Origin of the sequence: Pseudomonas sp. NFX1 (genome assembly GCF_051123555.1) — a bacterium.
Taxonomy (GTDB): domain Bacteria; phylum Pseudomonadota; class Gammaproteobacteria; order Pseudomonadales; family Pseudomonadaceae; genus Aquipseudomonas; species Aquipseudomonas capeferrum.
This window is the reverse complement of the sequence record NZ_CP169366.1, coordinates 5,622,578-5,647,864: the sequence shown is the minus strand read 5'-3', so window position 1 is coordinate 5,647,864 and position 25,287 is coordinate 5,622,578. Positions and strand designations below refer to the sequence as shown.

The window sequence follows — 25,287 nt, the reverse complement described above, 5'->3', positions numbered from 1 at the left end:
TGCGTGGGGGGTTTGGGGGGCGCTTTGCCCTGGATGCTGTGAACAAATTAGGAGAACCGGGATGGTCTTCTCGTCCAACGTGTTCCTGTTCCTGTTCTTGCCGATCTTCCTCGGCCTGTACTACTTGAGCGGGCAACGCTATCGCAACCTGCTGTTGCTGGTCGCCAGCTACATCTTCTATGCCTGGTGGCGCGTGGACTTCCTCGCCCTGTTCGCCGGCGTGACCCTGTGGAACTACTGGATCGGCCTTAAAGTCGGCGCAGCAGGCGTACGCACCAAGCCGGCGCAGCGCTGGCTGCTGCTGGGCGTGGGCGTCGACCTGGCGATCCTCGGCTATTTCAAGTACGCCAACTTCGGCGTCGACAGCCTCAACGCGATCGTCAGCTCGTTTGGCCTGGAGCCCTTCATCCTCACCCACGTGCTGCTGCCGATCGGTATCTCGTTCTACATCTTCGAGTCGATCAGCTACATCATCGACGTGTACCGCGGCGACACCCCGGCCACCCGTAACCTGATCGACTTCGCAGCGTTCGTGGCGATCTTTCCGCACCTGATCGCCGGCCCCGTGCTGCGCTTCAAGGACCTGGTCGACCAGTTCAACAACCGCACCCACACCCTGGACAAGTTCTCCGAAGGCTGCACCCGCTTCATGCAGGGCTTCATCAAGAAAGTGTTCATCGCCGACACCCTGGCAGTGGTCGCCGACCATTGCTTCGCCCTGCAGAACCCGACCACCGGCGACGCCTGGCTGGGCGCCCTGGCCTATACCGCGCAGCTGTACTTCGACTTCTCTGGCTACAGCGACATGGCCATCGGCCTGGGCCTGATGATGGGCTTCCGCTTCATGGAGAACTTCAAGCAGCCGTACATCAGCCAGTCGATCACCGAGTTCTGGCGCCGCTGGCACATCAGCCTGTCGACCTGGCTGCGCGACTACCTGTACATCACCCTGGGCGGCAACCGCAAAGGCACCTTCAACACCTACCGCAACCTGTTCCTGACCATGCTGCTGGGCGGGCTGTGGCACGGCGCCAACTTCACCTACATCATCTGGGGCGCCTGGCACGGCATGTGGCTGGCCATCGAGCGGGCGCTGGGCCTCGACACCAACCCGCAGCGCTTCAACCCGGTCAAGTGGGCGTTCACCTTCCTGCTGGTGGTGGTTGGCTGGGTGATCTTCCGGGCCGAGAACCTGCACGTGGCCGGCCGCATGTACGGCGCCATGTTCAGCTTTGGTGAATGGCAGCTGTCGGAGCTCAACCGCGCCCAGCTCACCGGGTTGCAAGTGGCCACCCTGATCATCGCCTACCTCACCTTGGCGTACTTCGGCCTGCGCGACTTCTACCGCAATGCCAAGCCGACGCCGCAGGCGACCCCGGTGCAGATCAACGCCGACGGCTCGATTGGCCTGGACTGGACCCGGGTGATGACCCGCGCCCTGATCCTGCTGCTGTTCGTGGCCTCGATCCTCAAGCTTTCGGCGCAGAGCTACTCGCCGTTCCTTTACTTCCAGTTCTGAGGTTGATGACCATGACCCGGACATTACGCATTACCTATTCGCTGTCGTTCCTGGGCCTGCTGGTCGGCATGGGCGCCTGGTCCACTGGCGGCCTGGACAGCTTCCAGCGCACCGCGCAGATGACCTTGCTCAACGGCAAGCTGGCCAAGGCCGCCGAGACCCACTACGACGAGCAGTTCCCGATCAAGCGCCTGGGCACCAACCTCTGGGCGGCACTGGACTTCAAGCTGTTCAACGAAGGGCGCCCAGGCGTGGTGCTGGGCCGTGACCAATGGCTGTTCAGCGATGAAGAGTTCAAACCCACCGCCGGTGCCGAGCAACTGATGCAGGAAAACCTGGCGCTGATCCGTGGCGTGCGCGACACCCTGCAGCAGCATGGCAGCCAGCTGGTGCTGGCGATCGTGCCGGCCAAGGCGCGGGTCTACTCGGAGTACGTGGGCAAGGAACTGCCAGCCAGCCTGCATGACGACCTGTACAACCAGTTCCATGCCCAGGCCCGCCAGGCCAACGTGTTTGCCCCGGACCTGATGGCGCCCATGGAGCAGGCCAAGACCCGTGGCCAGGTATTCCTGCGCACCGACACCCACTGGACGCCGATGGGCGCCGAAGTCGCCGCCCAGGCGCTGGCCGAAGCGGTCAGCCGCCAGAGCCTGCTCAATGGCGACCCCCAGGCCTTCATCACCGAAGCCGGCAATACCGCGCCGTACAAGGGCGACCTGACCAACTTCCTGCCACTCGACCCGCTGTTCAGCAACCTGTTGCCGGCGCCGGACAACCTGCAGCAACGCACAACACGCCCAGCCGAAACCGAAGGCGAGGCAGGCGATGCGCTGTTCGCCGACAGCCAGATTCCGGTCGCACTGGTAGGCACCAGCTACAGCGCCAACCCGCACTGGAACTTCCTCGGTGCCCTGCAGCAAGCCCTGCACAGCGACGTCGCCAACTACGCCGAAGACGGCCATGGCCCGCTGCTGCCGATGCTCAAGTACCTGCAAAGCGATGCTTTCAAAAATGCCGCGCCACAAGTGGTGGTGTGGGAATTCCCCGAACGTTATCTGCCCATGAAAAACGACCTCAGCAGCTTTGATCCGCAGTGGATCGCGCAGCTGAAAAACACCCGCAAATCCGAAGAAAACCTGGCCCTGTCGTCCACCCGGACGAACCACTGATCGATAGAGAGGAACACGCACATGACTACCAAAACTTCCATTGCCAAAGCCCTCACCCTCGCGGCCGGCCTTTCCCTTGCTTCGATGCAGGCCTTCGCCGGCGCCGATGCCGCGCTGTATGGCCCGACCGCACCGAAAGGCTCGACCTTCGTGCGCCTGTACAACGCTGCCAGCGCCCCGGCCGCCGCCTCGGTCGGCAATACCCAGATCAAACAAGTTGGCGCCCAGGCCAGCAGCGACTTCAGCTTCCTGCCGGGTGGCGACTACACCGCCCAGGTCGGCGGCAAGAGCGTCCCGGTCAAGCTGGCCTCGGACAAGTACTACACCCTGGTCAACAGCGGCAGCGGCAACCCGCAACTGATCGAAGAGCCACCGTTCAAGAACAAGCAGAAAGCCCTGGTACGCGTACAGAACCTCAGCGATCAGTCGCTGACCCTGAAGACCGCCGATGGCAAGACCGAAGTGGTCACCCCGGTAGCAGCCAAAGGCCGTGGCGAGCGTGAGATCAACCCGGTCAAGGTCAACCTCGCCCTGTATGCAGGTGACAAGAAAGTCAGCGACGTCAAACCCGTCGCCCTGGAGCGCGGCGAAGCTGCCGTGCTGTACGTCACCGGCTCGGGCAGCAGCCTGTCGCCGGTCTGGGTCACCCGCCCAGTGTCCACCAACTGATCCCCTGCCTCGTTAACGACCTTATTGGAGAAACATCATGATCCCGGTAATTCTTTCTGGTGGTAGCGGTTCGCGTCTGTGGCCTCTGTCGCGCAAGCAGTTCCCCAAGCAGTTCCTGGCCCTGACCGGTGAACACACGCTGTTCCAGCAAACCATTCAGCGCCTGGTGTTCGAAGGCATGGATGCGCCGATCGTGGTCTGCAACAAGGACCACAAGTTCATCGTCCAGGAGCAGCTCGGCGCCCTGAAGCTTGAAACCCAGGCCATCCTGATGGAGCCGTTCGGCCGCAACACGGCGCCCGCCGTGGCGATGACCGCGATGAAGCTGGTCAGCGAAGGCCGCGACGACTTGATGCTGGTGCTGCCTGCCGACCACGTGATCGACGATCAGAAAGCCCTGCAGCGCGCCCTGGCCCTGGCCACCGTGGCCGCCGAGCGTGGCGAGATGGTGCTGTTCGGCGTGCCGGCGACCAAGCCTGAGACCGGCTATGGCTACATCCGCTCCAGCCAGGACGCACTGCTGCCAGAAGGCGTGGCGCGGGTTGCGCAGTTCGTCGAAAAACCCGATGAAAAACGCGCCGCCGAGTTCGTCAAGGCCGGGGGCTATTTCTGGAACAGCGGCATGTTCCTGTTCCGCGCCAGCCGTTTCCTCGAAGAGCTGAAAAAGCACGACGCCGACATCTACGACACCTGTGTGCTGGCCCTGGAACGCAGCCAGGAAGAAGACGATGTGTTGAGCATCGACGAAGCCACCTTCGCCTGCTGCCCGGACAACTCCATCGACTATGCGGTGATGGAGAAGACCCAGCGTGCCTGCGTGGTGCCGATGTCGGCCGGCTGGAGCGACGTGGGCTGCTGGTCGTCGCTGTGGGAAGTGCACGACAAGGACGACAACGGCAACGTCACCAAAGGCGATGTGGTGGTGCAGGACAGCCGCAACTGCATGATCCATGGCAATGGCAAGCTGGTGTCGGTGATCGGCCTCGAGAACATCGTCGTGGTCGAGACCAAGGACGCCATGATGATTGCCCACAAGGACAAGGTCCAAGGCGTCAAGCAGATGGTCAAGACCCTGGACGAGCAGGGCCGCAGCGAGACTCAGAACCACCTGGAAGTGTACCGCCCATGGGGCTCGTACGACTCGGTGGACATGGGCGGCCGCTTCCAGGTCAAGCACATCACCGTCAAGCCGGGCGCCAGCCTGTCGCTGCAGATGCACCACCACCGCGCCGAGCACTGGATCGTGGTGTCCGGCACTGCCGAAGTGACGTGCGACGAGAACGTGTTCCTGCTGACCGAGAACCAGTCGACCTACATCCCGATCGCCTCGATCCACCGCCTGCGCAACCCAGGCAAGATCCCACTGGAGATCATCGAAGTGCAGTCTGGCAGCTACCTGGGCGAGGATGATATCGAGCGTTTCGAGGACGTCTACGGGCGCACCTCGACGCCGGTCGAGCGTGGTGTTTCGGTGAAAACCATCGCGCAGTAAGTGAAACCCCGGGGCCGCACCTGCAAAGATCACACGATCCGGTAGGAGCGGCCTTGTGTCGCGAAAGGAGGGCAAAGCCCTCCCGCTTTTGAGCCCTCCCCCATTTCAAGCTACGATGGTCAGACCCGCGCAACCAAGGTCTGCAAGCCCCATGATCATCGGTGCCTTCCTCATCCTCACCTGGCTGGTGCTGCTGCTGCGCTACCCGGCCAAAGCCCTGCCGATATCCCTGGCCGCTGTCTGTGGCCTGGGCCTGGTCGCCCTGTTCGTCGCCTGGCAAGACACCCGCGAAGCCACGCAACTGGCACGCCTGGACTTGCGCCTGAGCTACGCCCCTGACAAGTGCCCCGCCGACCGCGCGCTGCACGTGCACATGAAAAACGGCAACAAGGCCCCGCTCACCGAGCTGCGTTGGCGCGTGGGCGCGTATGCGCCAGGCGATACCGTCAACCTTGCCGAAAACACCTACAGCGCGCCGCGTTACCGCGGGCCGGGTGAGCTGCAACCGGGTGCCGAATGGAACGATTGCCTGCCGGTACCGCCCCTGCGTTCCGGTTACCGAGCACAGACGCTGGAGTTTCGTGCCGAGCGTCTGCAGGGTACATTTGCCAATTGACGCATTGCCTGCCCCGGCCTCTTCGCGGTGCACACGACACCCATTTCCCAGACCCAAGGCCCTCCCCCCATGCCCACCGTACTGATCACCGGTTGTTCCAGCGGCATCGGCCGCGCCCTGGCCAACGCCTTCCGCGATGCCGGCCACGAGGTCTGGGCCACCGCCCGCAAGCCTGAAGACGTCGAGCAGTTGTCCGCTGCCGGCTTCACCGCCCGGCAACTGGACGTCAATGACAGCAATGCCCTGACGCAACTGGCCGATGAGCTGCAAACGCGCCACGCCAGCCTCGACATCCTGATCAACAACGCCGGCTACGGCGCCATGGGCCCGCTGCTCGATGGCGGCGTAGACGCGATGCGCCAGCAATTCGAAACCAATGTATTCGCCGTGGTCGGTGTGACCCGCGCGCTGTTCCCGCTGCTGCGTCGCGCGCGCGGGCTGGTGGTGAACATCGGCAGCGTTTCCGGGGTACTGGTCACGCCATTCGCGGGTGCCTATTGCGCCTCGAAGGCCGCCGTCAACGCCCTGAGCGATGCCCTGCGCCTGGAGCTGGCACCGTTTGGCATTCGGGTGATGGAAGTGCAACCGGGGGCGATCGCCTCGCAGTTCGCCAGCAATGCCCAGCGCCAGGCCGAGCAGGTACTGGCGGCGGATTCACCGTGGTGGCCGCTGCGCGAGTACGTCCAGGCACGCGCCCGGGCGTCGCAGGACCGGCCGACGCCGGCAGCCGTGTTTGCCCAAGGGGTGCTGGCGGCTACGCGCAAAACGGCGGTGCCTGCGGTGGTGAGGTTGGGCAATGGCAGCACGGCGTTGCCGCTGATCGCCAGGCTGTTGCCGCGGCGGCTGCTGGGCTGGGTGTTGCGCAAGCGGTTCGGGTTGCTGCGTCCGCTTTGATGTTTGGCCAGCACAGCCAGCGCAACCATCACACCTTTTTCGACGGCTGAGTATCAAACGCCTGCCAGCCCCCGCCCAGCGCCTTGTACAACCCCACCAAGGCCTGGGAAACCGCTGCCGAGCTGTCGATCCACTGCTCTTCGCTGGCCAGCAACGCACCCTGTACCGTCAGCACATTGAGAAAATCCACCGCCCCTTCCACATACTGGCGCTGGGCAGTCTCCAGGGCGATGCGGTTCTGCCGCACCGCCTCGGCCAGGTGGTCGCGGCGCAACTGGCTGGCGTTGTACAGGCGCAGCACATCGTCGATCTCGTGCCAGGCGCCGAGCACCACCTTGCGGTAGTTGAGCGCCGCTTCCTGCTGCTGCGCCTCGCGCAACTCCAGCGTGCCTTTAAGCCGCCCCCCTTCGAAGATCGGCAACGACAGTTGTGGGCCGAAGGCGAAGCGGCGCGAGTCCCAGCCGCCGAAGTCAGACAGCTGCATGGCCTGGAACCCCATGCTGCCCGACAGCCGAATGCTCGGGTAGAAGTCGGCCTTGGCCACGCCGATGCTGGCGGTTGCCGCGTGCAACCGCGCCTCGGCCTGGCGAATGTCCGGGCGGCGCTCAGCCAGCTCGGACGGCAAGCCGATGGCGAACTGCTGTTGTGGCGCGGGCAGTTCACCGCCTTCGAGCAGCTGCGCCTGCAGGCTGCGTGGCGGTTCGGCCGCGAGCAGGCTGAGGGCGTTGATCAGGTCGTCGCGGCGGGCCTCCAGGCTGGGCAGGCGGGCTTCGATCGAGGCGACCTGGGCACTGGCCTGGGCCACGTCGAGGCGGGTGGCGACACCTTCGGCCTGGCGGTTTTCAGACAGCTTCAAGCTGTGCTGCGCCACCTTCAGGTTGTCACGGGTGACATCAAGCGTGTGCTGCACCGCACGCAGCTGAATATAGTTGCCGGCGGTTTCCGACAGCAGGGCCAGCAGCACGCCACGGCGGTCGTTCTCGGCCACTTCGACCGTCGCATCGGCAGCCTCGACCTGGCGCCGCACGCGGCCCCAGAGGTCCAGCTCCCAACCCGCGACCAGGTCACCCTGCCACAGGTTGAAGGCAGACTTACCGGCATGGCCAGAGGGGTCGCTCAGCCCTTCGGCGCTGTTGCGAGCACGGCTGTAGCCCGCGTTCACATCCACCGAAGGCGCTTCGTCCGCCGCCACCGTACTGCGCAGGGCGCGGCTTTGCAGCAGGCGGGCACTGGCCATCTGCAGGTCCAGGTTGCGTTCGGTGACCTGCTGGATCAGCGCGCTGAGGCGGGCATCGTGAAAGGTTTCCCACCAGCGCAGTTCCAGCGGTTCGGCCTGCGGCTGGCTTGCTGCGGCCTCGCCTTGCAGCGCCGCCCACTGTTGCGGGGCCTGGCTGGCGGGGCGCTGGAAGTCCGGCCCCAGGGTGCAGCCGGCCATGAGCACAGCCAGCAACAACGGGCTCAAGCGTAATGCTGGTTTCATCGCGCGCTCACCTCTTTGCCCTCGAGCTTGTCGCCACGGGTATCGATGGTGGCTTCCACCGACATGCCCACGCGCAGCCGTGCAAGCAGCGCCTGGCCGTCATCGAAGACGATCTTCACCGGAATGCGCTGCACCACCTTGGTGAAGTTACCGGTGGCATTGTCGGGTTTGACGGCGGCAAAGGTGACCCCGGTGGCCGGCGCAATACTCTCGACATGGCCCTTGAGTTGCTCGCCAGAGAAGGTGTCGACCGTGATGCTCACCGGTTGGCCAGGCTGCACGTGGGTCAGCTGGGTTTCCTGGAAGTTGCCGACCACATAGGCCTGCTGCAACGGCACCACCGACAACAGGCGAGCACCCGGGTTGACATAGGCGCCCACGCGCAAGGCACGCTCACCGACCATACCGTCCACCGGTGCGGTGATGCGCGTGTAGGACAGGTCCAGCTGGGCCTTTTCCAGCCCGGCTTCGGCACGCTTGAGCTGGCCATCGGCACTGGCCACCTGGGCGGTGAGGATGTCCACCTGTTTGCGTGTCGCCAGCAAGGCCGCCTGGGTATTGGCCAGGCGCGCACGGGCCTGGTCGACCCCGCTGCGCGCTTGCTGCGCGTTCTGCACGGTGCCGGCGCCCTGCTCGGCCAGGCGGCTGTAGCGGTTGACTTCATGATCGGCGAAGGCGGTTTCGGCCTGAGCCGCTTTCACCGCGGCCTCGGCCTGGGCGATCAGTGCCGCCTGGCGCTCCAGCGTGGCGCGGGCGTCGGCGCTCTGCGCCTTGGCCACCAGCAATTGTGCCTGGGCAGCGTCGAGCGCGGCCTGATAGTCGCGGGCATCGATGGTCGCCAGCAACTGGCCGGCCTTGACCTGCTGGTTGTCCTCGACCAGCACCTCTTTGATAAAGCCTGCGACTTTGGGCGCGACCACGGTGTAGTCGGCGATCACGTAGGCGTCGTTGGTGCGCTGGCGGTGGTCACTGCCAAACATCCAGGGGCCGACGATGGCGGCCAGCACGGCCACGGCGAGCACCGAGCCGATGATGATTGTCTTGCGGTTGTTGGTCATTTCAAGTTCTCGAATTCATTCACGGGCTCAAGCCACCGCACGCGGCGGGAAGATCCGGGTAGGCACGAAGGGGATCAGGCAGATCAAAGCGACGGCGATGCAGGCCATCACCAGGTACTGGTCGGCCGAGGTCAGTACCTGGGCCTGTTCATGAATGCGTCGGGCAAGGCCGGTGGCGCTGCCATCGATCAACGGCGCGTTGCCCAGGCTGTCGACCAGGTGGTTGGAATGAAAATGCCGGCGCACGGTGCCCAGGGCATCCAGCAGGCCACCGGCAATCACCGCCGACAGCCCTTTGACCGTATTGAACCAGGCCGAGGCGAACGGGCCCTCCTGCGGGGTCATGCCATTGGTGGAAAGCATCAGCAACGGCAACACCGCCATCGGCTGGCCAAACACCTGCAGCAGGTAGAAGGGGTAGAAATCGCCGCGTATCCATTCGGAGGTCAGCAGGCTGCTGCCCACGCACGACAGCGCCAGCATGCCAAGCCCCGTCGCCAGCACCCAGCGGCAGTCCACCGCACGGATGTTGCACAGCGCCGCCGTGAGCGGCAGGGCGATGAGTTGCGGCATGGCCACCAGCATCATCAGCGGGCTGGTCTGCGCCGGGCGGTAGCCCTGGATCTGCGCCAGGTACGCCGACGGAATGCTGCCCACACCCGACAACACGATCAGCACACCGGCCAGGGTCAGCAAGGCAAAGCTCAGGTTGCGCCGCGAGAGCATGCGCAGCTGGAAGAACGGCAACGGCTCGGACCATTCGTTGTACAGGAACAGCACCAGCAACAGCAGGCCACCGCCCAGCAACCAGCAGATCAGCGGCGAGTCAAACCAGCCCCAGCGGTCGCCCAACGACAGGCCCAGCACGGTGCAGCTGATGGCGGGCAGGCCAAGCAGCACACCACGCCAGTCGAGTTGCTTGAAGCGTTCGAGGCGCAGCGGGTCCTGGGGCAGGCCCCAACCGACGCATAACATTGCCAGCAGCGACGGCAAAATGATCTGCCAGAACGCCCACTGCCAGCCGACGTACTCGGTCCAGAGGCCCGCCAGCGGCGTGCCGAGGTTCGGCCCGAAGGTGGCGGTCAGGGCATAGCAGGCCAGGCCATAGACCTTGATGCCCGGTGGCAGAAAGCGCAGTGCGACGCTCATCAGCATCGGCGGCAAGGCGCCAGAGGCGAAACCCTGCAGCACGCGCAGCAGCATCAGGCTGTGCAGGTTGGGGGCGAAGGGTTGCAGCAAGCCCAGCACGGCGAACAGGCCGACGGCAGACAGGGTGAAGCGGCGCAGCGAAAAGGTCGTGGCGAGCCAGGGTGCGAAGGCCATCGCCGACACCGACGCCGCGCTGTACACGGCCAACAGCCAGGCGCCCTCGTCGGCACCGATGCCCATGGCGCCACGGATGTCGTTGAGGGAAATCTTGGTCACCGCCTCGTTGAGGCCGGCGCACAACACCGCCAGCAACACGCCGAACAGCCCAACCACCACCTGCAGGCCGAACGCCGTCTGCGCAGGGGCGGCCGGCGCAGGGGCGGCGGCCAGCGCAGCAGAGGGCGCGGTCAGGGAACTCATGGGAATACATCTCCAGCAACAATTTTAGGCTGGAGCAAGTCTAAGAAGATCGAATGCTTACGAAAACTGACTTGTTGGCAGCTTTATATTGCGCCAGACGCAATTGATGGCGCTGTCACGGGTCCATGCGGCCACACGCCTTCAGGGTCTGGCGCAGCCACCGATGCGCTGGGTCGTTGTCGAACCGTGGGTGCCAGGCCTGCATCACATTGACCTTTGCCAGCGGCACGGGGATCTCGAACGAGCGCAAGGGCAGCTTCAAGCGCTGTACGCTATTGAGGATATTGGCCGGTATCGGCAGGATCAGGTCCGAATCCGGCAACGAGAACATCGCCGAGTGGAAGCTGGTGGTGATCAGCGCCACCCGCCGCTCCACCTTGTGGTGGGCCAACGCCTCATCGATTGGCCCATTGGCCCGGCCGCGGCGCGACACGCTGATCTGCGGGTAGGCGGCGAAACGCTCAGGGGTAATCTCGGCGTCGAAGATCGGGTGCCCCACACGCGCCAGGCCCACGAAGTAGGTGTTGAACAGGCTCTGCACCTTGATTTCCGGGCCCAGTTCGATGGCCGAGCTGATGATCAGGTCGATGTGCCCGTTGCGCAGCACCGCATCATCGTCGCCACTGCCCTCCGGCACAAAGCGCAGCACCGTGCGCGGTGCCTGGGCCAGCATCATGCGCAGCAACTGGGCGCCGTACAGGGCAATGAACAGGTCGTTGGTGCGGATGTTGAAGGCACGGTCCAGGTTCACCAGGTCGACATCGTCACGGCTGCGAAACACCTGCCCAGCCTGCTCCACCAGGCCATGCACCTGCTCGCGCAAGGCCAGCGCACGGGGGGTGGGCACCAGGCCACGGCCGGCGCGTACCAGAATCGGGTCACCCAGCGCATCGCGGATACGCCCCAATGTCCGGCTCATGGCCGCCGGGCTCAGGTTCATGCGCTGCGCCGCGCCCACCACACTGCCTTCGTCAAGCAGGGCGTCGAGGGCGACGAGCAGGTTCATGTCCGGGAGTTGCATGGCCGTTTTCCGTTACAGCTGTGGGAAAGGCGATGGTAGCAGGTTGGTTGATTGCGTCTGATGCAATAAGGTCGTGCGTGAGGGAGCATTTATTCGGGGTGCGGGATGGGCCATAAGTGACGCAGTGGCTGTACAGCCAACCGACTAGCCAGCTTCGACAAGGATTCACATGCCTAGCACCGTCTTGATTGCCATCGATGCCTCCCCTGCTGCCGCCGCCCTGCTCACCCTCGCCCGCCGCTACTGCCGCCCTGACGAACATGAACTGCACGTGCTGCTGGCCATCGACACCACCTTTACCGTGCACGACCAACCTGCGCCCTATACCGCCGAGGAACTGGAGGAATACCCGGCTGCCTGCGAGGAGCAGCACTTGGGCGAAAGCGCCGTGGCGGATGCCGTGCGTGTGTTGCAAAAGGCGGGTTTTGCCAGCCAAGGGGCCATGGTGGCCGGGCAGCCGGTAGAGGTTATCGTTGGCCAGGCGCAGGAGCTGGGGTGCGAGTTGATCATCATGGGGCACCGGCATTTGTCGCGATTGGGGCGGTTGCTGGATCCGTCGATCAGCGCGAAGGTGATTGACCGGGTCGAGGTGCCGGTGTTGGTGGGGGTTGCGGGGTAGAGATTGGGGGGGCGCCTGCGAGGGTTCGTCTTGAGTTTTGCAGCGCCCATGAGATCGAGCGCCGCCCGCGCGGCGCTCGATCTCATGGGCGCCAGAAGGGTTGCGGCGAACACTGGGGCAAACACCTCACTCCTCACCCGGCTTCACCACCACCGTACAGGTCGTCCCCGCCGCCAGCAAAAACCCTTCTGGCACTTCATCAATGTGAATCCGCACAGGCACCCGCTGCGCCAGCCGCACCCAGTTGAACGTCGGGTTCACATCAGCGATCAGCTCACGGCTCTGCGGGTTGTCGCGGTCATAGATACCGCGCGCGATGCTCTCCACATGGCCGGTGATGCGCTCGCCGCTCATCATCTGCAACTCGGCCCGATCACCTACCTTTACATGCGGCAGCTTGGTCTCTTCGAAAAAGCCGTAGACCCAGAATGAGTGCTCATCGACCACCGCCATCACCGCCTCACCGGTGCGCGCATAGTCGCCCTTGTGAATGTTCAGGTTGGTCACGTAGCCATCCACCGTGGCCACGATATGCGTGCGCTTGAGGTTCAACTCGGCCGCCGCCAACTCGGCCAGGGCCTGTTGATAATCCGCCTGGGCCGAGTTGGCGATGTTGCTGGCGTCGTCGCGGTTTTCCTTGGAGATCACCAGGTTGTCCATGTCGGCCCGGCGCTTGGCGTTGACCTTGCGCATCTCCCAGGTGGCCTTGCGCGAGGCGACCAAGGCCTTGGCTTGGTCGACGGCCAGCTGATAGTGCTCAGGGTCGATCTGGATCAGCAGGTCGCCCTTCTTCACCCGCTGGTTGTCCTTGACCGGCACGCCCACCACATAGCCCGGCACGTCAGCGGCGACGTTGATGATGTCGGCACGCACCCGGCCGTCGCGGGTCCATGGCGTGGTCATGTAGTGCAGCCACAACTGGCGGCCGATCGCCACGGCAGCCACCAGCACCAGCAGGGTGGCGATCAGGCTGAAGAACTTTTTCATCGAAGGTTTCTCACCAGTAGACAGACAGCGCCAGGGCGCCGAAAAGGCAGACGAACAGGCTCAGGCGCAGCAGCGCCGGGTGCCAGAAGAAGCGGTAGCCGTCATGGCTGGCGATGAAGCGGTCCAGGCCCCAGGCCAGGCCCAGGGCGAACAGGAACATCAGGGTCATGGTGGGCATGTACACGCCATGGAAGGCGATCTCACGGGGCATGATTTCACGGGGCATAATGCAATCCTTTCGCCGGTGCCAGCGGCGACTGAGGGTCCAGCAGGGAAGAACGGATGAAATGCAGGTAGCTTTGCGCGCGGCGCAGCACCGAGGTGTCGAAGTGCCGGGCGAACGGCTCATCGGTGGCCTGCACGCGGCTGATGGCATGGTCCACCGCCACCAGGGCACGCTCGTGGTTGCTGGCGCTGGGCTGCAGGAACAAGCGCGCCAGCGCCCGGCCCATGACGCGAATGGCCTGACGCCACGGCTGGGATTCGGCATACGCCGGATGGATCGGCGCGCGGGCCTGCTCCTTGCGCAGTTCGATGATGGCGTGGCCGACTTCCAGCACGGTGAACATCCATCCCATCAGCTCGCTCTGCACCTGCGGCTTGCCGGCCGCCAGGCCATAAGCCTGGTGCAGCAGGTCGCGGGTGCGGCTCTCGAAGGCCGAGCCCAGGCCTCGCAAGCGGCCGCTGATGGCGAACAGCACCTGCTCGCGCAGCTCCTGCTCCAGCCGGCTCCACAGCCAGCGGCTGTTGGGCGGCAGGATGATCGCCCCGGCTGCGGCGCAGACGAACATGCCGATGACCATGCCGATGTAATCGTTGATGAAGGTGTAGGGGTCGTAGACGGTCAGGTTGTTCGGCACCGAACCGATGGCGAAAAACACCAGCAAACCGATGCCGTAACCGGCATAGGCAGGCCGCGACGAGAGGAACGCCCCGAGCACGAAGACCGGCGCCAGGACCATGCACAGCAGCGGGAAGCCGTCGATCCAGGGGAATACGAAGAACGTCTCGAAGAAGCCGACAAAGGCCCCGATCGCCGTGCCGCAGGCCATCTGGAACGACATGCGCTTGGGGTTCGGCGAAGCCGCCGACAGGCCCACGGTGACCGTGGCGATCAGCGTCATCATGCCGCCGCTGGGCCAGTCGCTGAGCAACCAGTAGCTGCCCAGCAGCAACAGCACCGCCGAAGCGCGCACGCCGGCCGCCAGTGACACCAGCCAGCTGGTCTGCGCCACATACGGCTCGTCCCACTGCTCACGCTGATGCTTGTGCGCGGCCAGCGAGGCATGGGTCTCGGCATAGCTGTACATCTCGTCGACGAAGCGGTAGAGCAGCTCGAAGGCGGTATGGAAGTCGAGCAGGTCGGACTCGCTGGGGTCGGTCTGCTGGTACTCGGTGCGCAGCCCACGCACCTGGGCTTGCAGGCCCTCTTTGTAGGCGGCCAGCTCCAACGTCAGGCGCAACGCGTCCGAGTCGGTCAAGGCGCGGCCCACGTAGGGTTCAAGCAACGCGACCAAGGTGTTCAGGCCCGGCTCGATGGCGCTGACGATCTGCAATGGGCCACGTGCGCGCAGGCGTTCGAGCAACCGGTGCAGGGCGTTGAAGCGCGTGGTGATGGCCATGAATTCGCTGTTCATGCGCACCAGCCGGCCAGAGCGCCTGCGCATGTGCGGGTCTTCGAAGGCGGTGACGTTACGCAGGCTCTCCAGGCCCACGGCCTCGGCAACGAAGCGCACGTTGCTGGTTTCGAAACGGTCACGCTGGCTGTCGCCACGCAAGGCTTCGACCACCACCCCGGCAAACACGCCAAAGCGCTGGTACAGGGCGTTGCGCATGGCCGCGCTGGCCGACTGCGGGAGAATCGCGGCGCTGACAAAGGTTGAAACGAGAATCCCCAGGGCGATCTCCAGCACCCGCCACACAGCAGCCATGAAGGCCTGGTCGGGGTGTTGCAGCACCGGCAAGCCGATCATCGCTGCGGTGTAGCCAGCCAGCACGAAACCATAGGCACGGAAGGTGCGGTAACGCATGGCGCCCGCCGAGCACAGGCCGACCCACAGGGCGAGACTGGGCAGGAACAGCTCGGTGTTCTGCGGGAAGATGGCGATCAGCGCAACCATCATCGCCGAACCTGCCAGGGTACCGAGCACCCGGTAGAAGCTCTTGGCGAACACGTGCCCGCTTTGCGGCTGCATGACGATGAACACGGTGATCATCGCCGTGCGCGGCTGCGGCAGTTCCAGGCGCATGGCCAGCCACAGGGTGATGAAGGCGGCAGCCAGCACCTTGAAGATGTAGACCCAGGTCACACCATCGGTGCGCGCCCAGGCAAAGAAGCCCCGGCGCCACTCCAGGCTCTGCAGCCAGCGCACGGGCAGACTGGAAGTGCTCATTCGGCGTTATCCGGCTGCTTGTCGAAAACGGCCAGGGTGGCCGGGGTTTTCGGCGCAGTCTGGCGCCCTGGCTCCGGCACGTCCTGGCCCGCTTGCAGGCCGCCACCCAGGGCCGTGACCAGCTCGGCATGGGCGACCAGGCGGGCGGCCTGCACCTGCTGCTGCACCTGCTGCTGACGGAACAGCAAGGTTTGCGCATTGAGCACATTGAGGTAGTCGGTCAGGCCACGCTGGAAGGCGACCATGGCGATGTCGTAGGTCTTCTGCGCGGCGGCGACCGATTCGGCGGCGAAGTGCGACTGTTCTTTCATCGACTCACGGCGGATCAACTGGTCGGAAATGTTTTTCAGCGCTCCGATCACGGTCTGGTTGTAACGCGCCACGGCCATGTCATAGCCCGCCGAAGCGACGCCCAGCTGCGAGCGCAGGCGGCCACCGTCGAAGATCGGCAGGCTGATGGCCGGGCCGACGTTGTAGTTGAACTTGCGCCCGGTGAGAAACTCCAGCGGGCCGCCGCCGGTGGCCATGAAGCCCAGGCTGCCGACCAGGTCGACATTGGGGAAGAAGCCGGCATGCGCCACGTCGATGCCGCGGGCTTGCGCGGCCACCTGCCAACGGCTGGCCACCACGTCCGGGCGCTGGCCCACCAGTTCGGCGGGCAGTGCCGAGGGCAGCTTCAGCGGGGCGCCGAGGGTCAGGCTCGGGCGCTCGATCTGCGCGCCGTCGCCCGGCCCCTTGCCGGCCAAGGCGGCCAGCTGGTTGCGGGTCAGGGAGATGTCTTCGTTGAGGCTGTCGAGCTGGCGATGGGTTTCCGGCAGCGGCGCTTGCGCCTGGCTGACTTCGAAGTGGGTACCGATGCCCGCGTCCAGCCGGCGCTCGGCCAGGGCCAGAATCTGCTCTTGCTGCTCGAGCTCAGCCTTGACGATATCGCGCTGAGCAAAATGCAGGCTCAGCTGAATGTAGGCACGCACCACGTTGCTCTGCAGCTCTAGTTGCGCCTGGCGGGCCTCGGCCACGCTCATGTGCGCCTGGTCCACGGCCTGTTCACTGGCATTGCGTTCGCGGCCCCAGAGGTCGAGGGCATAGCTGAAACCGAGGGCGGCGTTGTTGTCCCAGGTATTGGCGCCCGACAGCGCGCCAGGGCCGTAGAACTGGTCTTCAGGCCAATTATGGCGCTTGAGTGTCGCCTGGCCGTTGACCTGCAGTTTTTCCGCAGACTCGACCACACCGGCCATGGCCTTGGCCTCGCGCACCCGCGCCATGGCCATGGCCAGGTTTGGGCTGCCTTCGACGGCCAGTGCAACCCAGCGGTTCAGCTGCGGGTCGCGGTAGGCCTGCCACCACTGCTGGTCGGGCCAGTGCGCGTCAGTGGCGGCTTCGCGTATCGCCGCGTCGGTCGTCAGGGTGTTGGCGTGCAACGTCTTGCTTTGCGGGGCGATGCCCCAGGTTCCGATACAGCCGCTCAAGGTGAGGCTAAGGGCACAGGCACTGAACACTTGAAGCGTTCTGATGATGCGACGCGGCACAGCTGCGATTTCCCGAGGAAGAGGTGGAGGGGCCGAGCAATTCTAGGGGGCCGCAGGACTGGCGATAAGCGCATATTCCTGCGAATCTTTGTTACCAAACGCGCGATAATCAGCCTTTGGTCGAAGGTAACTTTTAATAACTTCGTCGTTACTTCGTGACACAATTTTGTCCTCTACCTTGAGAGCGACCCATGGACACCCTGCAAAATATGCGTGCTTTCAGTTGCGTAGCCCAACTTGGCAGCTTCACGGCTGCGGCGGCGCAGCTGGATACGACCACCGCGAACGTGTCGCGGGCGGTCTCCAATCTGGAAGCCCATCTGCAAACACGGCTGCTCAACCGCACCACCCGCCGCATCGCGCTGACCGAGGCCGGCAAGCGCTACCTGATGCGCTGCGAACAGATTCTTACCTACGTTGAAGAAGCCGAAGCCGAGGCCAGCGACGCCCATGCCCGCCCGGCCGGGCAGTTGAAGGTTCACTCGATGACCGGGGTCGGCCAGCACTTTGTGGTCGATGCCATCGCCCGTTACCGCGAATCGCACCCGGACGTGACCTTCGACCTGACCATGGCCAACCGCGTGCCGGACCTGCTCGACGAAGGCTACGACGTGTCCATCGTGCTGGCCACCGAGCTACCGGACTCGGGCTTCGTGTCGCAGCGCCTGGGCATCACCTACAGCATCGTCTGCGCCTCGCCCGCCTACATCGCGCGCAACGGCATCGCGCACAAGCCTGCCGACCTGCTCAAGCACGCCTGCCTGCGCATGGTCAGCCCGGTGATCCCACTGGAAAAGTGGCTGTTCGACGGCCCGGAAGGCCAGGAAATGGTCAACATCAGCACCTCGCCGTTCCAGGTGAACACGGCAGACGCCATGAAAACCGCAATCCGCAGCGGCATGGGGGTGGGCGTGCTGCCAATCTATTCGGCCATCGAGGGCCTGCGTGATGGCAGCCTGGTGCGGGTGCTGCCCGAGTACCGGTTGCAGGAGCTGAACCTGTACGCCATCTACCCGTCGCGCCAGTACCTGGATGCCAAGATCAAGACCTGGGTCGAGTACCTGCGCAACTCGCTGCCGGAAATTCTTGCAGCCCATGAAGCAGACCTGAAAACCCATCAGGTGCTGATCGCCAACTGAAAGCAGCTGCAAGCCATAAGCTTCAAGCCGCAAGAAAAAGCAGATCGTCGCAAGCGCGGCTTTTTCTTGTGGCTTGAAGCTTGTAGCTTGAAGCTTGTAGCTTGTAGCTTTTCTTGTGGAAGTTGTCCGATGAAAAAGACCGTCCTGGCCTTCAGCCGTATCACCCCGGCCATGGCCGAGCGCCTGCAGCAAGACTTCAACGTGATCCTGCCGAACCCCAAACTGGGCGACATCAGCGCCCAGTTCAACGAAGCCCTGCCCGAGGCCCACGGCCTGATCGGCGTCGGCCGCAAGCTTGGCCGTGCGCAGCTTGAGGGCGCGGCCAAGCTTGAGGTGGTGTCCAGCGTCTCGGTCGGCTACGACAACTATGACGTCGACTACTTCAACGAACGCGGCATCGCCCTGACCAACACCCCCGACGTGCTGACCGAAAGCACCGCAGACCTCGGCTTCTCGTTGATCATGGGCTGCGCCCGGCGCACGGCCGAGCTCGATGCCTGGACCAAGGCCGGCCAGTGGCAGGCCACCGTCGGCCCGGCCCACTTCGGCAGCGATGTGCACGGCAAAACTCTGGGTATCGTCGGCATGGGCAACATCGGCGCCGCCATTGCCCGTCGTGGGCGGTTCGGTTTCAACATGCCGGTGATCTATGCCGGCAACAGCCGCAAGACCGCGCTGGAGCAAGAGCTGGGGGCGCAGTTGCGCAGCCTGGAACAACTGCTGGCCGAAGCCGATTTCGTCTGCATCGTGGTGCCGTTGTCCGAGGCAACCCGCAAGCTGATCGGAGCCCGTGAGCTGAAGCTGATGAAGCCAAGTGCCTTCCTGATCAACATTGCCCGCGGCCCGGTGGTAGATGAAACGGCCCTGGTCGAGGCACTGCAGAACGGCACTATTCGCGGCGCCGGCCTGGATGTGTATGAAAAAGAGCCGCTGAGCGAGTCGCCGCTGTTCAAGCTGCCCAATGCCCTGACCCTGCCGCACATCGGCTCGGCCACCGCCGAAACCCGTGAGGCCATGGCCAACCGGGCGATGGACAACCTGCGTGCGGCGCTGCTGGGCGAGCGGCCGCGCGACCTGGTTAACCCGCAGGTGTGGAAGGGCTGAGGTTTCCGCCTAGCGTGCCAACACGGAAGCCGGCTTGAGCGAAGGCTTGCGAAACACCAGCACGTTACCCGCCATTACCGCGACGAGCCCCAGCAACGCTGGGGCCGTCCATTGGTACCCTTCGGCAAACGCCGACACGTTCAACGCCACCAACGGGAACAGCACCGTGCAATAGGCTGCCCGCTCCGGCCCCATACGCCCGACCAGGGTCAGGTAGGCGGTGAAGCCGATCACCGAACCCGGGATCACCAGGTACATCAACGAGCCGATGTAGCGGGTGTTCCATTCCATGGCGAAAGGGATGCCGTTGAACAGGCAATACACGGTCAGCATCGCCGCGCCATAGACCATTCCCCAGGCATTGGTGGTCATGGGTTTGAGCCCGGCCTTCTGCTGCATGCTCGACAGCATGTTGCCGGCCGAGAAGCACAGCGTGCCGAGCAGCGCCAGGCCGAGGCCGTACAAGGTTTCACGACTGGCCGCATGGTGGCCGAGTTCGGGCCAGAACAGCAGGCCCAGGCCCAGCAGCCCCAAAGCGCCGCCGCCCAGCACATTGGCGGCGATCTTCTGGCCGAAGAACACCCGCGCATTGAGTGCGTTCCACAAGGTCGCGGTAGAGAACACCACGGCGATCAGGCCGCTGGCGATCCACTGGCTGGCGGTGAGAAAGCACATGAAGTTGACGCAGAACAGGCACAGGCCCTGCGCCAGGCAAATGAGGTGGCCGCGGCGGTTCATCGGTTGCAGGCGGCGGGTGAGCAGCAAAATGGCGAACAGAATCAGCCCGGCCAAGGCGAAGCGGTAGACGATCGATACGGGGATGGCGACCACGCCCAGTTGCAGTTTCAGGGCGATCCAGGTGGTGCCCCAGATCAGGACGGTGAGCAGGTACAGGGACAGGTTCATGGCGGTGGTTCCTTGGGCCTTTCGAGATCGGTGCCCGGCGCTTCGCGGGGCGCAACCCTCGCCGAGGCCCTCAGTGTTCGCCCTGCTGGCCCCTTCGCGCTTGCACAAACTTGCGCTTTTGTACTGCAGCTAGCTGCCTGCGCGGCCAACTCGCAGTACGATGGCGCTCAGAGGAATCGCCCATGACCCCACTGTCCCAGCTGCAAGTGTTCAACGCCATGCACGCCTCGCCCCACGCCCGCCTGGAGCTGAGCGCGCACCTGGGCGACGGCCTGGCTGCGGCACTGTGGCGTAACCGCGACGATGCCCGCGACTACCAGGCGCCAAGCCATCACACGCTGTCGTGCTACATCGCCGATGGCACCGGCACGTTTCGCCGCCAGCGCCCGGCCGACAAGGGCGCGCCGAACAAGCTGTGCGTCATGCCGGCCGGCCATGAGTCGAACTGGGTGGTCAATGGCGAGATCCGCCTGGCCCACCTGTACATCAGCGAGGCACAGTTCGCCCTCGGCTGTGTGCGCCTGCTGGACCGCGAACCGCGGGAGCTGCAGTTGCAGGAGGCGACGTTTCTCGACGACCCGCAGCAGGCGCTGCGCTTTCACCAATTGATCAGCCTGGACTGGGATGAACCCGGCGAGCGCTTGCTGGCCAGCAGCCTGGCGCACGAAATCGTCGACCACGCGGTGCTCAGCCAGGTTGGGCTACGTGAGGGCTTGCGCTTGAAAGGTGGGCTGGCGCCGAACCTGCGTCGGCAGTTGGTCGAATACATCGAGGCGCACCTGGACCAGCCCATCACCCTCGGCGAGCTGGCGGTGCGCTGCAATTTGTCCGAGTACCACTTTGCGCGCATGTTCCGCAGCAGTTTCGGCTTGCCGCCGCACCAGTACCTGCTGGCTCGGCGGCTGCATCGGGCTTGCCAGTTGCTGCGCCTGGGCCAGTTGCCACTGGGCGAGGTTGCGTTGCTGTGCGGGTTTGCCAGTGCCAGCCATTTCAGCAACCGGTTTCGTCAGGCACTCGGGGCCACACCCGGCGCTTATCGTGCAGCCTTCACCCTTTGATGGGGCCGCTGCGCAGCCCTTCAGAATTCCAAGGTGCTGGAAAGGCTCACCTGCCGTGCATCCCCCACCGCCACGAAGTACTGGTTCACCGCCGAGCTGTAGTACACCTTGTCGAACAGGTTCTTCACGTTCAGTTGCAGGCGCACGTTGTGTTCGTCGAGCTTGGTCTCGTACGTGGCAAAGGCATCGGCCACGGTATAGCTCGGCAGGTCGAAGGTGTTGGTCGCATTCCCCGCACGCTCGCCCACATAACGGGCCCCGGCACCCAAGCGCAGGCGGTCAGCGCCGAACAGGCTGCCAAAGTCATACACCGCCGACAACGAGCCGCTGTGCCTGGCCACGTTCTGCAGGCGGTTGCCTTCAAGGTCAGGGTCTTTGGTCACCTTGGCATCGGTAAAGGCATAGCTGCCGATCAGGCTCCAGCGCTCGCTGAGCTGCCCGGTCAGGTCCAGCTCGACACCGCGTGAATTGACCTCACCGGCATTGCTGTAGACCGTCTCGCCGGTGCCGCTGTCGAAATTGGCCACCAGCACGTTGCGCTTGGTGATATCGAACAGCGCCAGGGTCCCGGTCAGGCTGCCCGGCATGTCCAGCTTGGCGCCCAGCTCCCACGACTTGCCCTCCTCCGGCGCCACCGAGGCATCCAGCACCACGCCGCCGGTCAGCGGCGCAATGCTGGAGTTGGGCTTGAACGACTCGCTGTAACTGCCATAGAACGACAGCTGGTCATCGACCTTGTAGACGATGCCGGCATGCGGCACCCAGGCCTGGCCGCTGGTGTCGGTATTGGCCTTGAACGGGCGACCGCGCCCGGCGTACTGGTCGAACTGCTGGAAACGCGCGCCGGCCACCACAATCCAGTGGTCGTCCAGGTGCACCGCGTCCTGCATGAACAGGGCATCGCTGCGCAGTTTGTCGGTCTGGTCGCTGTCGCTGGCGCGCACGCTGCTGCCCTCCACTTCCTGGCCATACACCGGGTTCACATAGCTGAAGCTGGACTGCGCGGTCTGGCGAATCAGGTCGCCACGAAACACCTTGCGGTCTTCGTGATCGATACCGAGCAGCAGGTCATGCTGCAGGCCGCCCAGCTCGACGTTGCCCGCCAGGCTGACGGTGGCGAACTGGTCGCGGCTCATGGCGTTGTGGGTGCCATCGATGCTGCGCGTCAGCGTGCCCTTGGCCTCGTTGACACCGGTCACACGGACCTGGCTGGCATCGTAGGTTTCGCGGTTGAAGCTGTAGCCGAAGTGCAGCTTCCAGTCATCGGCCAGTTGATGGTCGACCTCCAGGCGGTACAGGTCGGAACGCCCTTGCATGTCGTTGAACGGCTCGTCCAGGCGACGCGTGGCCGGTATGTCCAACGGGTGGCCGTTGCTGCCAAAGGCCGTGCCGCGGTCGAACGGGTAGCGAAACTCGCGGTGCTCGTAGGCCAGCACCACCTGGGTGTCCTCGCCCAGCCAGGCCAGCGACGGCGCCACCAGCGATTCGCGGTGCACGCCGAAGTTGCGCCAGTAATCTTCGTCCTCATGATCGACGATCAGGCGGTAGGCGAACGGGCTGTCGCCCAGTGCCCCGGTGCTGTCGAAACCACCGCCGCTGCCGTTCTTGCCGCTGCCGTAGGTCGAGCCGCGCACGGTCAGGGCGTTGTACTGCTGCAACTGCGGGCGCTTGCTGACCACGTTGATGACCCCACCCGGGTCCTGGATGCCATACAGCAACGAGGCCGGCCCCTTGAGCACCTCGACCCGCTCGGTACTGGCGTTGAGGCTGCGGCCCTGCACGATGGGCATGCCATCACGCATGATCGAACCGTCGCGGTTGTCACCGAAGCCGCGCTTCATCACGGTGTCGGAGGTGCCACCGAAGTTGTTGCCCTGGGTAATGCCGCTGACATGGGTCAAGGCGTCATCGAGGTTGCGCGGGGCCTGGTCACGGATGACCTGGGCCGGGACCACGTTGATGGCCTGGGGGATGTCCTGGTTCGGGCCTTGGCCACGCATGATCGAGGCACTGGCTGGGGGCTGGTAGCTGTAAGCGTCCATTTGCGAGGTCACAGTGGTGGCCTGCAGGTTCAGTGCCCCGTCGGTGCCCACGGCTTCGAGGGTCAGGGTGCGCGCATCGACGCGGCGCCAGGCCAGGCCGGAGGTGCCCAGCAATTGCTGCAGCGCCTGCTCGGCGCTGTACGTACCGTTGAGAGCGGGTGCTTGTATGCCTGGAAGCTCGAGGGTGTAGACCACGCTCTGGCCGGTGGCACGGCTGAAGGCATTGAGCGCCTGGGCCAAGGGCTGGCTTGGTTGGGCGAAGGTGTACGCCTGCATCTGCTCGGCGGCCCCGGCCAGCGGTGCGATGGCGATGACCGGGAACACTGCAAGACCGAGCCATAGGGGGACGCAACGCGAGGTGAACTTCATGGACGCTGACCTGTAAGTGGGTATTGACTGCGAATGAATCGCACTTCCACTCATTACACGGATGCCACGTCCTGTTACCTCATCCGTTATCTGAAATATTTTTGCGCTACCGGTGCCTAGCGGATAAGGGTCAAACGCCCCAATACCGTCTGCCGCGAAAAGCCCATCACCTTGCCGAGCGAGTCGAGCGCCGCCAAAGGTTCCTGCACCGGGAAACTGCCACTGACCTTGCGTTCCCCCAACTCACTATCAAGCAACAAGATGCGCCCCGGGTAATAGCGTCCAAGGTCTTCGACCACCTGCGCCAGCGGCACCTGGTAGTAATTCAGCCAGCCCTGGCGCCAAGCCAGGCGGCTCTCGCTGTCCACGCTCAGGGTGCTGCCCGCCCGGCCGCCAACGTAGGCCAGTTGCTGATTGGCCGTCAGTTCACGGGCAACCTCGCCTTGCACCGGCGTCACCGCCACCCGCCCACTGCGCACCGTGACTTGCGCGCCGTCACCCTGCTCACGCACCTCGAACTGGGTGCCCAGCACCCGCACCTCGCCGCCCGCAGCGGCTACCAGAAACGGCTCACCCGTGTGGGTGACCTCGAAGAACGCCGCCCCGCGCAGCAGCCGTACTCGCCGCTCGCCGTGCGCAAAGTCGACCGCAATGGCGCTGCCCGCATCCAGTGTCACTTGCGATTTGTCGGCCAGGGTCAGCTGGCGGACGTGCCCTGTGCTGCTGTAGTCGGCCTGCAGGTCCTGCAACCAGAAGCCGGGGTGCCAACCGCCCACAACGCCGACCGCCAGCACCAGGCAGGCTGCCGCCGCCAAGGCGGTGACACGTTGCCGCCAACGGCCTTGGGCAGGTGCCTGGGCGATGGCATCCAGATACTGCTGCAGGCCTTCGCGCTCTTCATCGGCCAACCGCGCCGCCGGCACCGCGCTCATCTGCCACACAGCCTTGGCCTGGGCATAGGCCTCGCGATGCCCCGGGTCGGCCAGTAACCAACGTTTGAACGCCGCGCCCTGGGCTTGCTCAGGCTGCTCGTTGATGCGGATCAGCCACTGCAGGGCGGCTTGTGACTGCGCAGCAGTGATCGAATTCGGACGGCTCATCGACGGGCGCTCCCTGGCCTGCGCATGGTGGACGCGGGCTCGGCGATACTCGCCTTGCACGCTTCGAGGGCGCGCATCATATGCTTTTCCACAGCGCTCTGGGACAGTTGCATGGCCGTGGCAATCTCGCTGTACGTGCAGCCGTGGATGCGGTTGAGCAGAAAGATCTGCCGCGTACGCGCGGGCAAGGCACGCAATGCAGCTTCGATGCGTTGCAGGTCGTGATCCACCTCCAGGGAATGCTCAGGCTCTGCGGCGCAGGCCTGCTCATCCACGGCCTGCGTGGCTTCTGCCACGCGCTCGCGGCTGCTTTCACTGCGCAAGTGGTCGATGGCGAGGTTGCCGGCACAGCGCAGCAGGTAGGTGTCCAGTGCCTCGACCTTGACCTCGGGGCGGCGCCAGAAACGCAGGAACAACTCCTGCACCAGGTCCGATGCCGTGGCCCGGCAGCCGACGCGGCGGTTGACCAACGCTTCCATGCGCGCCCGCTGCGCCAGGAACACCTGGACGAAACGCGCGCGCCCGCTGGCGCTGTCGGCGTCAGGTTCGCGCATGTC

The 25,287-nt window shown here is 64.6% G+C and carries 22 protein-coding genes; 10 read left to right on the top strand and 12 right to left on the bottom strand.

The genetic code is table 11. The features are described from left to right. The first annotated feature begins 61 nt into the window (after positions 1-61). The 6 genes from DJ563_RS25435 to DJ563_RS25410 all read left to right on the top strand — a co-directional run bounded on the left by DJ563_RS25435 (position 62) and on the right by DJ563_RS25410 (position 6,359). Positions 62-1,519 (top strand): MBOAT family O-acyltransferase, encoded by a 1,458-nt coding sequence (locus DJ563_RS25435; RefSeq protein ID WP_274099079.1) that lies wholly within the window; start codon positions 62-64, stop codon positions 1,517-1,519. A gap of 11 nt (positions 1,520-1,530) precedes the next feature. Further along, positions 1,531-2,688, top strand: a complete 1,158-nt coding sequence (locus DJ563_RS25430; RefSeq protein WP_274099080.1) for an alginate O-acetyltransferase — start codon at positions 1,531-1,533, stop codon at positions 2,686-2,688. 21 nt (positions 2,689-2,709) lie between these two features. Continuing rightward, positions 2,710-3,357 carry an alginate O-acetyltransferase AlgF gene (locus DJ563_RS25425; protein ID WP_027595301.1) on the top strand — a complete coding sequence of 216 codons (648 nt, stop codon included), beginning with the start codon at positions 2,710-2,712 and terminating at the stop codon, positions 3,355-3,357. A gap of 37 nt (positions 3,358-3,394) precedes the next feature. Continuing rightward, on the top strand, positions 3,395-4,849 hold the full coding sequence (locus tag DJ563_RS25420; RefSeq protein ID WP_033702884.1) for a mannose-1-phosphate guanylyltransferase/mannose-6-phosphate isomerase: 1,455 nt from the start codon (positions 3,395-3,397) through the stop codon (positions 4,847-4,849). 151 nt (positions 4,850-5,000) lie between these two features. Next, positions 5,001-5,465 carry a multidrug transporter gene (locus DJ563_RS25415; protein ID WP_274099081.1) on the top strand — a complete coding sequence of 155 codons (465 nt, stop codon included), beginning with the start codon at positions 5,001-5,003 and terminating at the stop codon, positions 5,463-5,465. Between the two features lie 69 nt (positions 5,466-5,534). Further along, positions 5,535-6,359, top strand: a complete 825-nt coding sequence (locus DJ563_RS25410) for an SDR family oxidoreductase (RefSeq protein ID WP_274099082.1) — start codon at positions 5,535-5,537, stop codon at positions 6,357-6,359. A gap of 28 nt (positions 6,360-6,387) precedes the next feature. Here the strand turns inward: DJ563_RS25410 and DJ563_RS25405 are convergent, their stop codons facing one another. From DJ563_RS25405 to DJ563_RS25390, 4 genes are all read right to left on the bottom strand, one after another. After that, complete coding sequence (locus tag DJ563_RS25405) at positions 6,388-7,839, bottom strand: efflux transporter outer membrane subunit (RefSeq protein ID WP_274099083.1); 1,452 nt, start codon at positions 7,837-7,839, stop codon at positions 6,388-6,390. Beyond that, positions 7,836-8,897, bottom strand: a complete 1,062-nt coding sequence (locus tag DJ563_RS25400) for an HlyD family secretion protein (RefSeq protein WP_274099084.1) — start codon at positions 8,895-8,897, stop codon at positions 7,836-7,838. The genes DJ563_RS25405 and DJ563_RS25400 overlap by 4 nt, the downstream gene beginning before the upstream one ends. Positions 8,898-8,924: 27 nt before the next feature. Then, positions 8,925-10,466, bottom strand: a complete 1,542-nt coding sequence (locus tag DJ563_RS25395; protein ID WP_274099085.1) for an MFS transporter — start codon at positions 10,464-10,466, stop codon at positions 8,925-8,927. A gap of 115 nt (positions 10,467-10,581) precedes the next feature. Further along, positions 10,582-11,487 (bottom strand): LysR family transcriptional regulator, encoded by a 906-nt coding sequence (locus DJ563_RS25390; RefSeq protein WP_434518535.1) that lies wholly within the window; start codon positions 11,485-11,487, stop codon positions 10,582-10,584. A gap of 169 nt (positions 11,488-11,656) precedes the next feature. Here DJ563_RS25390 and DJ563_RS25385 point away from each other — a divergent pair, with 169 nt between their 5' ends. Further along, entirely contained in the window at positions 11,657-12,106 is a 450-nt protein-coding gene (locus tag DJ563_RS25385) for a universal stress protein (protein WP_033702891.1), read from the top strand. A 126-nt stretch (positions 12,107-12,232) separates the two neighbouring features. On the opposite strand, the gene DJ563_RS25380 is transcribed toward DJ563_RS25385, so the two are convergent. From DJ563_RS25380 to DJ563_RS25365, 4 genes are read right to left on the bottom strand one after another with little or no spacing between them, the layout of a single operon-like run. Beyond that, positions 12,233-13,093, bottom strand: coding sequence for an efflux RND transporter periplasmic adaptor subunit (locus tag DJ563_RS25380; protein ID WP_033702892.1), 861 nt, complete (start codon positions 13,091-13,093; stop codon positions 12,233-12,235). A gap of 10 nt (positions 13,094-13,103) precedes the next feature. Beyond that, positions 13,104-13,304: a DUF1656 domain-containing protein gene (locus DJ563_RS25375; protein WP_027595286.1), complete on the bottom strand. Its 201-nt coding sequence runs from the start codon at positions 13,302-13,304 to the stop codon at positions 13,104-13,106. Positions 13,305-13,308: 4 nt separating this feature from the next. Then, complete coding sequence (locus DJ563_RS25370; protein WP_274099891.1) at positions 13,309-15,486, bottom strand: FUSC family protein; 2,178 nt, start codon at positions 15,484-15,486, stop codon at positions 13,309-13,311. Then, entirely contained in the window at positions 15,483-17,012 is a 1,530-nt protein-coding gene (locus DJ563_RS25365) for an efflux transporter outer membrane subunit (protein WP_434518534.1), read from the bottom strand. Before DJ563_RS25365 ends, DJ563_RS25370 begins: the two co-directional genes overlap by 4 nt. 191 nt (positions 17,013-17,203) lie before the next feature. Here DJ563_RS25365 and DJ563_RS25360 point away from each other — a divergent pair, with 191 nt between their 5' ends. Both DJ563_RS25360 and DJ563_RS25355 read left to right on the top strand, forming a co-directional pair. After that, a complete protein-coding gene (locus DJ563_RS25360; protein WP_033702895.1) occupies positions 17,204-18,151 on the top strand; it encodes a LysR family transcriptional regulator in 948 nt (315 codons plus the stop codon). Between the two features lie 129 nt (positions 18,152-18,280). After that, positions 18,281-19,255, top strand: a complete 975-nt coding sequence (locus DJ563_RS25355) for a 2-hydroxyacid dehydrogenase (RefSeq protein ID WP_434518533.1) — start codon at positions 18,281-18,283, stop codon at positions 19,253-19,255. Positions 19,256-19,264: 9 nt separating this feature from the next. Here DJ563_RS25355 and DJ563_RS25350 read toward each other — a convergent pair whose 3' ends face one another. Then, positions 19,265-20,161, bottom strand: coding sequence for a DMT family transporter (locus DJ563_RS25350; protein ID WP_434518532.1), 897 nt, complete (start codon positions 20,159-20,161; stop codon positions 19,265-19,267). A 182-nt stretch (positions 20,162-20,343) separates the two neighbouring features. Between DJ563_RS25350 and DJ563_RS25345 the strand changes: the two genes are divergently transcribed. After that, complete coding sequence (locus DJ563_RS25345; protein ID WP_274099889.1) at positions 20,344-21,219, top strand: helix-turn-helix domain-containing protein; 876 nt, start codon at positions 20,344-20,346, stop codon at positions 21,217-21,219. A gap of 20 nt (positions 21,220-21,239) precedes the next feature. Here the strand turns inward: DJ563_RS25345 and DJ563_RS25340 are convergent, their stop codons facing one another. The 3 genes from DJ563_RS25340 to DJ563_RS25330 all read right to left on the bottom strand — a co-directional run bounded on the left by DJ563_RS25340 (position 21,240) and on the right by DJ563_RS25330 (position 25,284). Then, on the bottom strand, positions 21,240-23,630 hold the full coding sequence (locus DJ563_RS25340; RefSeq protein WP_434518531.1) for a TonB-dependent siderophore receptor: 2,391 nt from the start codon (positions 23,628-23,630) through the stop codon (positions 21,240-21,242). A gap of 116 nt (positions 23,631-23,746) precedes the next feature. Beyond that, the gene (locus DJ563_RS25335) at positions 23,747-24,730 is read right to left on the bottom strand and encodes a FecR family protein (RefSeq protein ID WP_434518530.1); all 984 of its coding nucleotides are present in this window, start codon (positions 24,728-24,730) and stop codon (positions 23,747-23,749) included. Beyond that, positions 24,727-25,284 carry an RNA polymerase sigma factor gene (locus tag DJ563_RS25330; RefSeq protein ID WP_434519750.1) on the bottom strand — a complete coding sequence of 186 codons (558 nt, stop codon included), beginning with the start codon at positions 25,282-25,284 and terminating at the stop codon, positions 24,727-24,729. The genes DJ563_RS25335 and DJ563_RS25330 overlap by 4 nt, the downstream gene beginning before the upstream one ends. Positions 25,285-25,287: the final 3 nt, after the last annotated feature.

Excerpts from the sequence above, each read along its gene's own strand:
- DJ563_RS25435 (WP_274099079.1), top strand. The coding sequence starts at position 62 with ATGGTCTTCTCGTCCAACGTGTTCCTGTTCCTGTTCTTGCCGATCTTC.
- DJ563_RS25430 (WP_274099080.1), top strand. The coding sequence starts at position 1,531 with ATGACCCGGACATTACGCATTACCTATTCGCTGTCGTTCCTGGGCCTG.
- DJ563_RS25425 (WP_027595301.1), top strand. The coding sequence starts at position 2,710 with ATGACTACCAAAACTTCCATTGCCAAAGCCCTCACCCTCGCGGCCGGC.
- DJ563_RS25420 (WP_033702884.1), top strand. The coding sequence starts at position 3,395 with ATGATCCCGGTAATTCTTTCTGGTGGTAGCGGTTCGCGTCTGTGGCCT.
- DJ563_RS25415 (WP_274099081.1), top strand. The coding sequence starts at position 5,001 with ATGATCATCGGTGCCTTCCTCATCCTCACCTGGCTGGTGCTGCTGCTG.
- DJ563_RS25410 (WP_274099082.1), top strand. The coding sequence starts at position 5,535 with ATGCCCACCGTACTGATCACCGGTTGTTCCAGCGGCATCGGCCGCGCC.
- DJ563_RS25405 (WP_274099083.1), bottom strand. The coding sequence starts at position 7,839 with ATGAAACCAGCATTACGCTTGAGCCCGTTGTTGCTGGCTGTGCTCATG.
- DJ563_RS25400 (WP_274099084.1), bottom strand. The coding sequence starts at position 8,897 with ATGACCAACAACCGCAAGACAATCATCATCGGCTCGGTGCTCGCCGTG.
- DJ563_RS25395 (WP_274099085.1), bottom strand. The coding sequence starts at position 10,466 with ATGAGTTCCCTGACCGCGCCCTCTGCTGCGCTGGCCGCCGCCCCTGCG.
- DJ563_RS25390 (WP_434518535.1), bottom strand. The coding sequence starts at position 11,487 with ATGCAACTCCCGGACATGAACCTGCTCGTCGCCCTCGACGCCCTGCTT.
- DJ563_RS25385 (WP_033702891.1), top strand. The coding sequence starts at position 11,657 with ATGCCTAGCACCGTCTTGATTGCCATCGATGCCTCCCCTGCTGCCGCC.
- DJ563_RS25380 (WP_033702892.1), bottom strand. The coding sequence starts at position 13,093 with ATGAAAAAGTTCTTCAGCCTGATCGCCACCCTGCTGGTGCTGGTGGCT.
- DJ563_RS25375 (WP_027595286.1), bottom strand. The coding sequence starts at position 13,304 with ATGCCCCGTGAGATCGCCTTCCATGGCGTGTACATGCCCACCATGACC.
- DJ563_RS25370 (WP_274099891.1), bottom strand. The coding sequence starts at position 15,486 with ATGAGCACTTCCAGTCTGCCCGTGCGCTGGCTGCAGAGCCTGGAGTGG.
- DJ563_RS25360 (WP_033702895.1), top strand. The coding sequence starts at position 17,204 with ATGGACACCCTGCAAAATATGCGTGCTTTCAGTTGCGTAGCCCAACTT.
- DJ563_RS25355 (WP_434518533.1), top strand. The coding sequence starts at position 18,281 with ATGAAAAAGACCGTCCTGGCCTTCAGCCGTATCACCCCGGCCATGGCC.
- DJ563_RS25350 (WP_434518532.1), bottom strand. The coding sequence starts at position 20,161 with ATGAACCTGTCCCTGTACCTGCTCACCGTCCTGATCTGGGGCACCACC.
- DJ563_RS25345 (WP_274099889.1), top strand. The coding sequence starts at position 20,344 with ATGACCCCACTGTCCCAGCTGCAAGTGTTCAACGCCATGCACGCCTCG.
- DJ563_RS25340 (WP_434518531.1), bottom strand. The coding sequence starts at position 23,630 with ATGAAGTTCACCTCGCGTTGCGTCCCCCTATGGCTCGGTCTTGCAGTG.
- DJ563_RS25335 (WP_434518530.1), bottom strand. The coding sequence starts at position 24,730 with ATGAGCCGTCCGAATTCGATCACTGCTGCGCAGTCACAAGCCGCCCTG.
- DJ563_RS25330 (WP_434519750.1), bottom strand. The coding sequence starts at position 25,284 with ATGCGCGAACCTGACGCCGACAGCGCCAGCGGGCGCGCGCGTTTCGTC.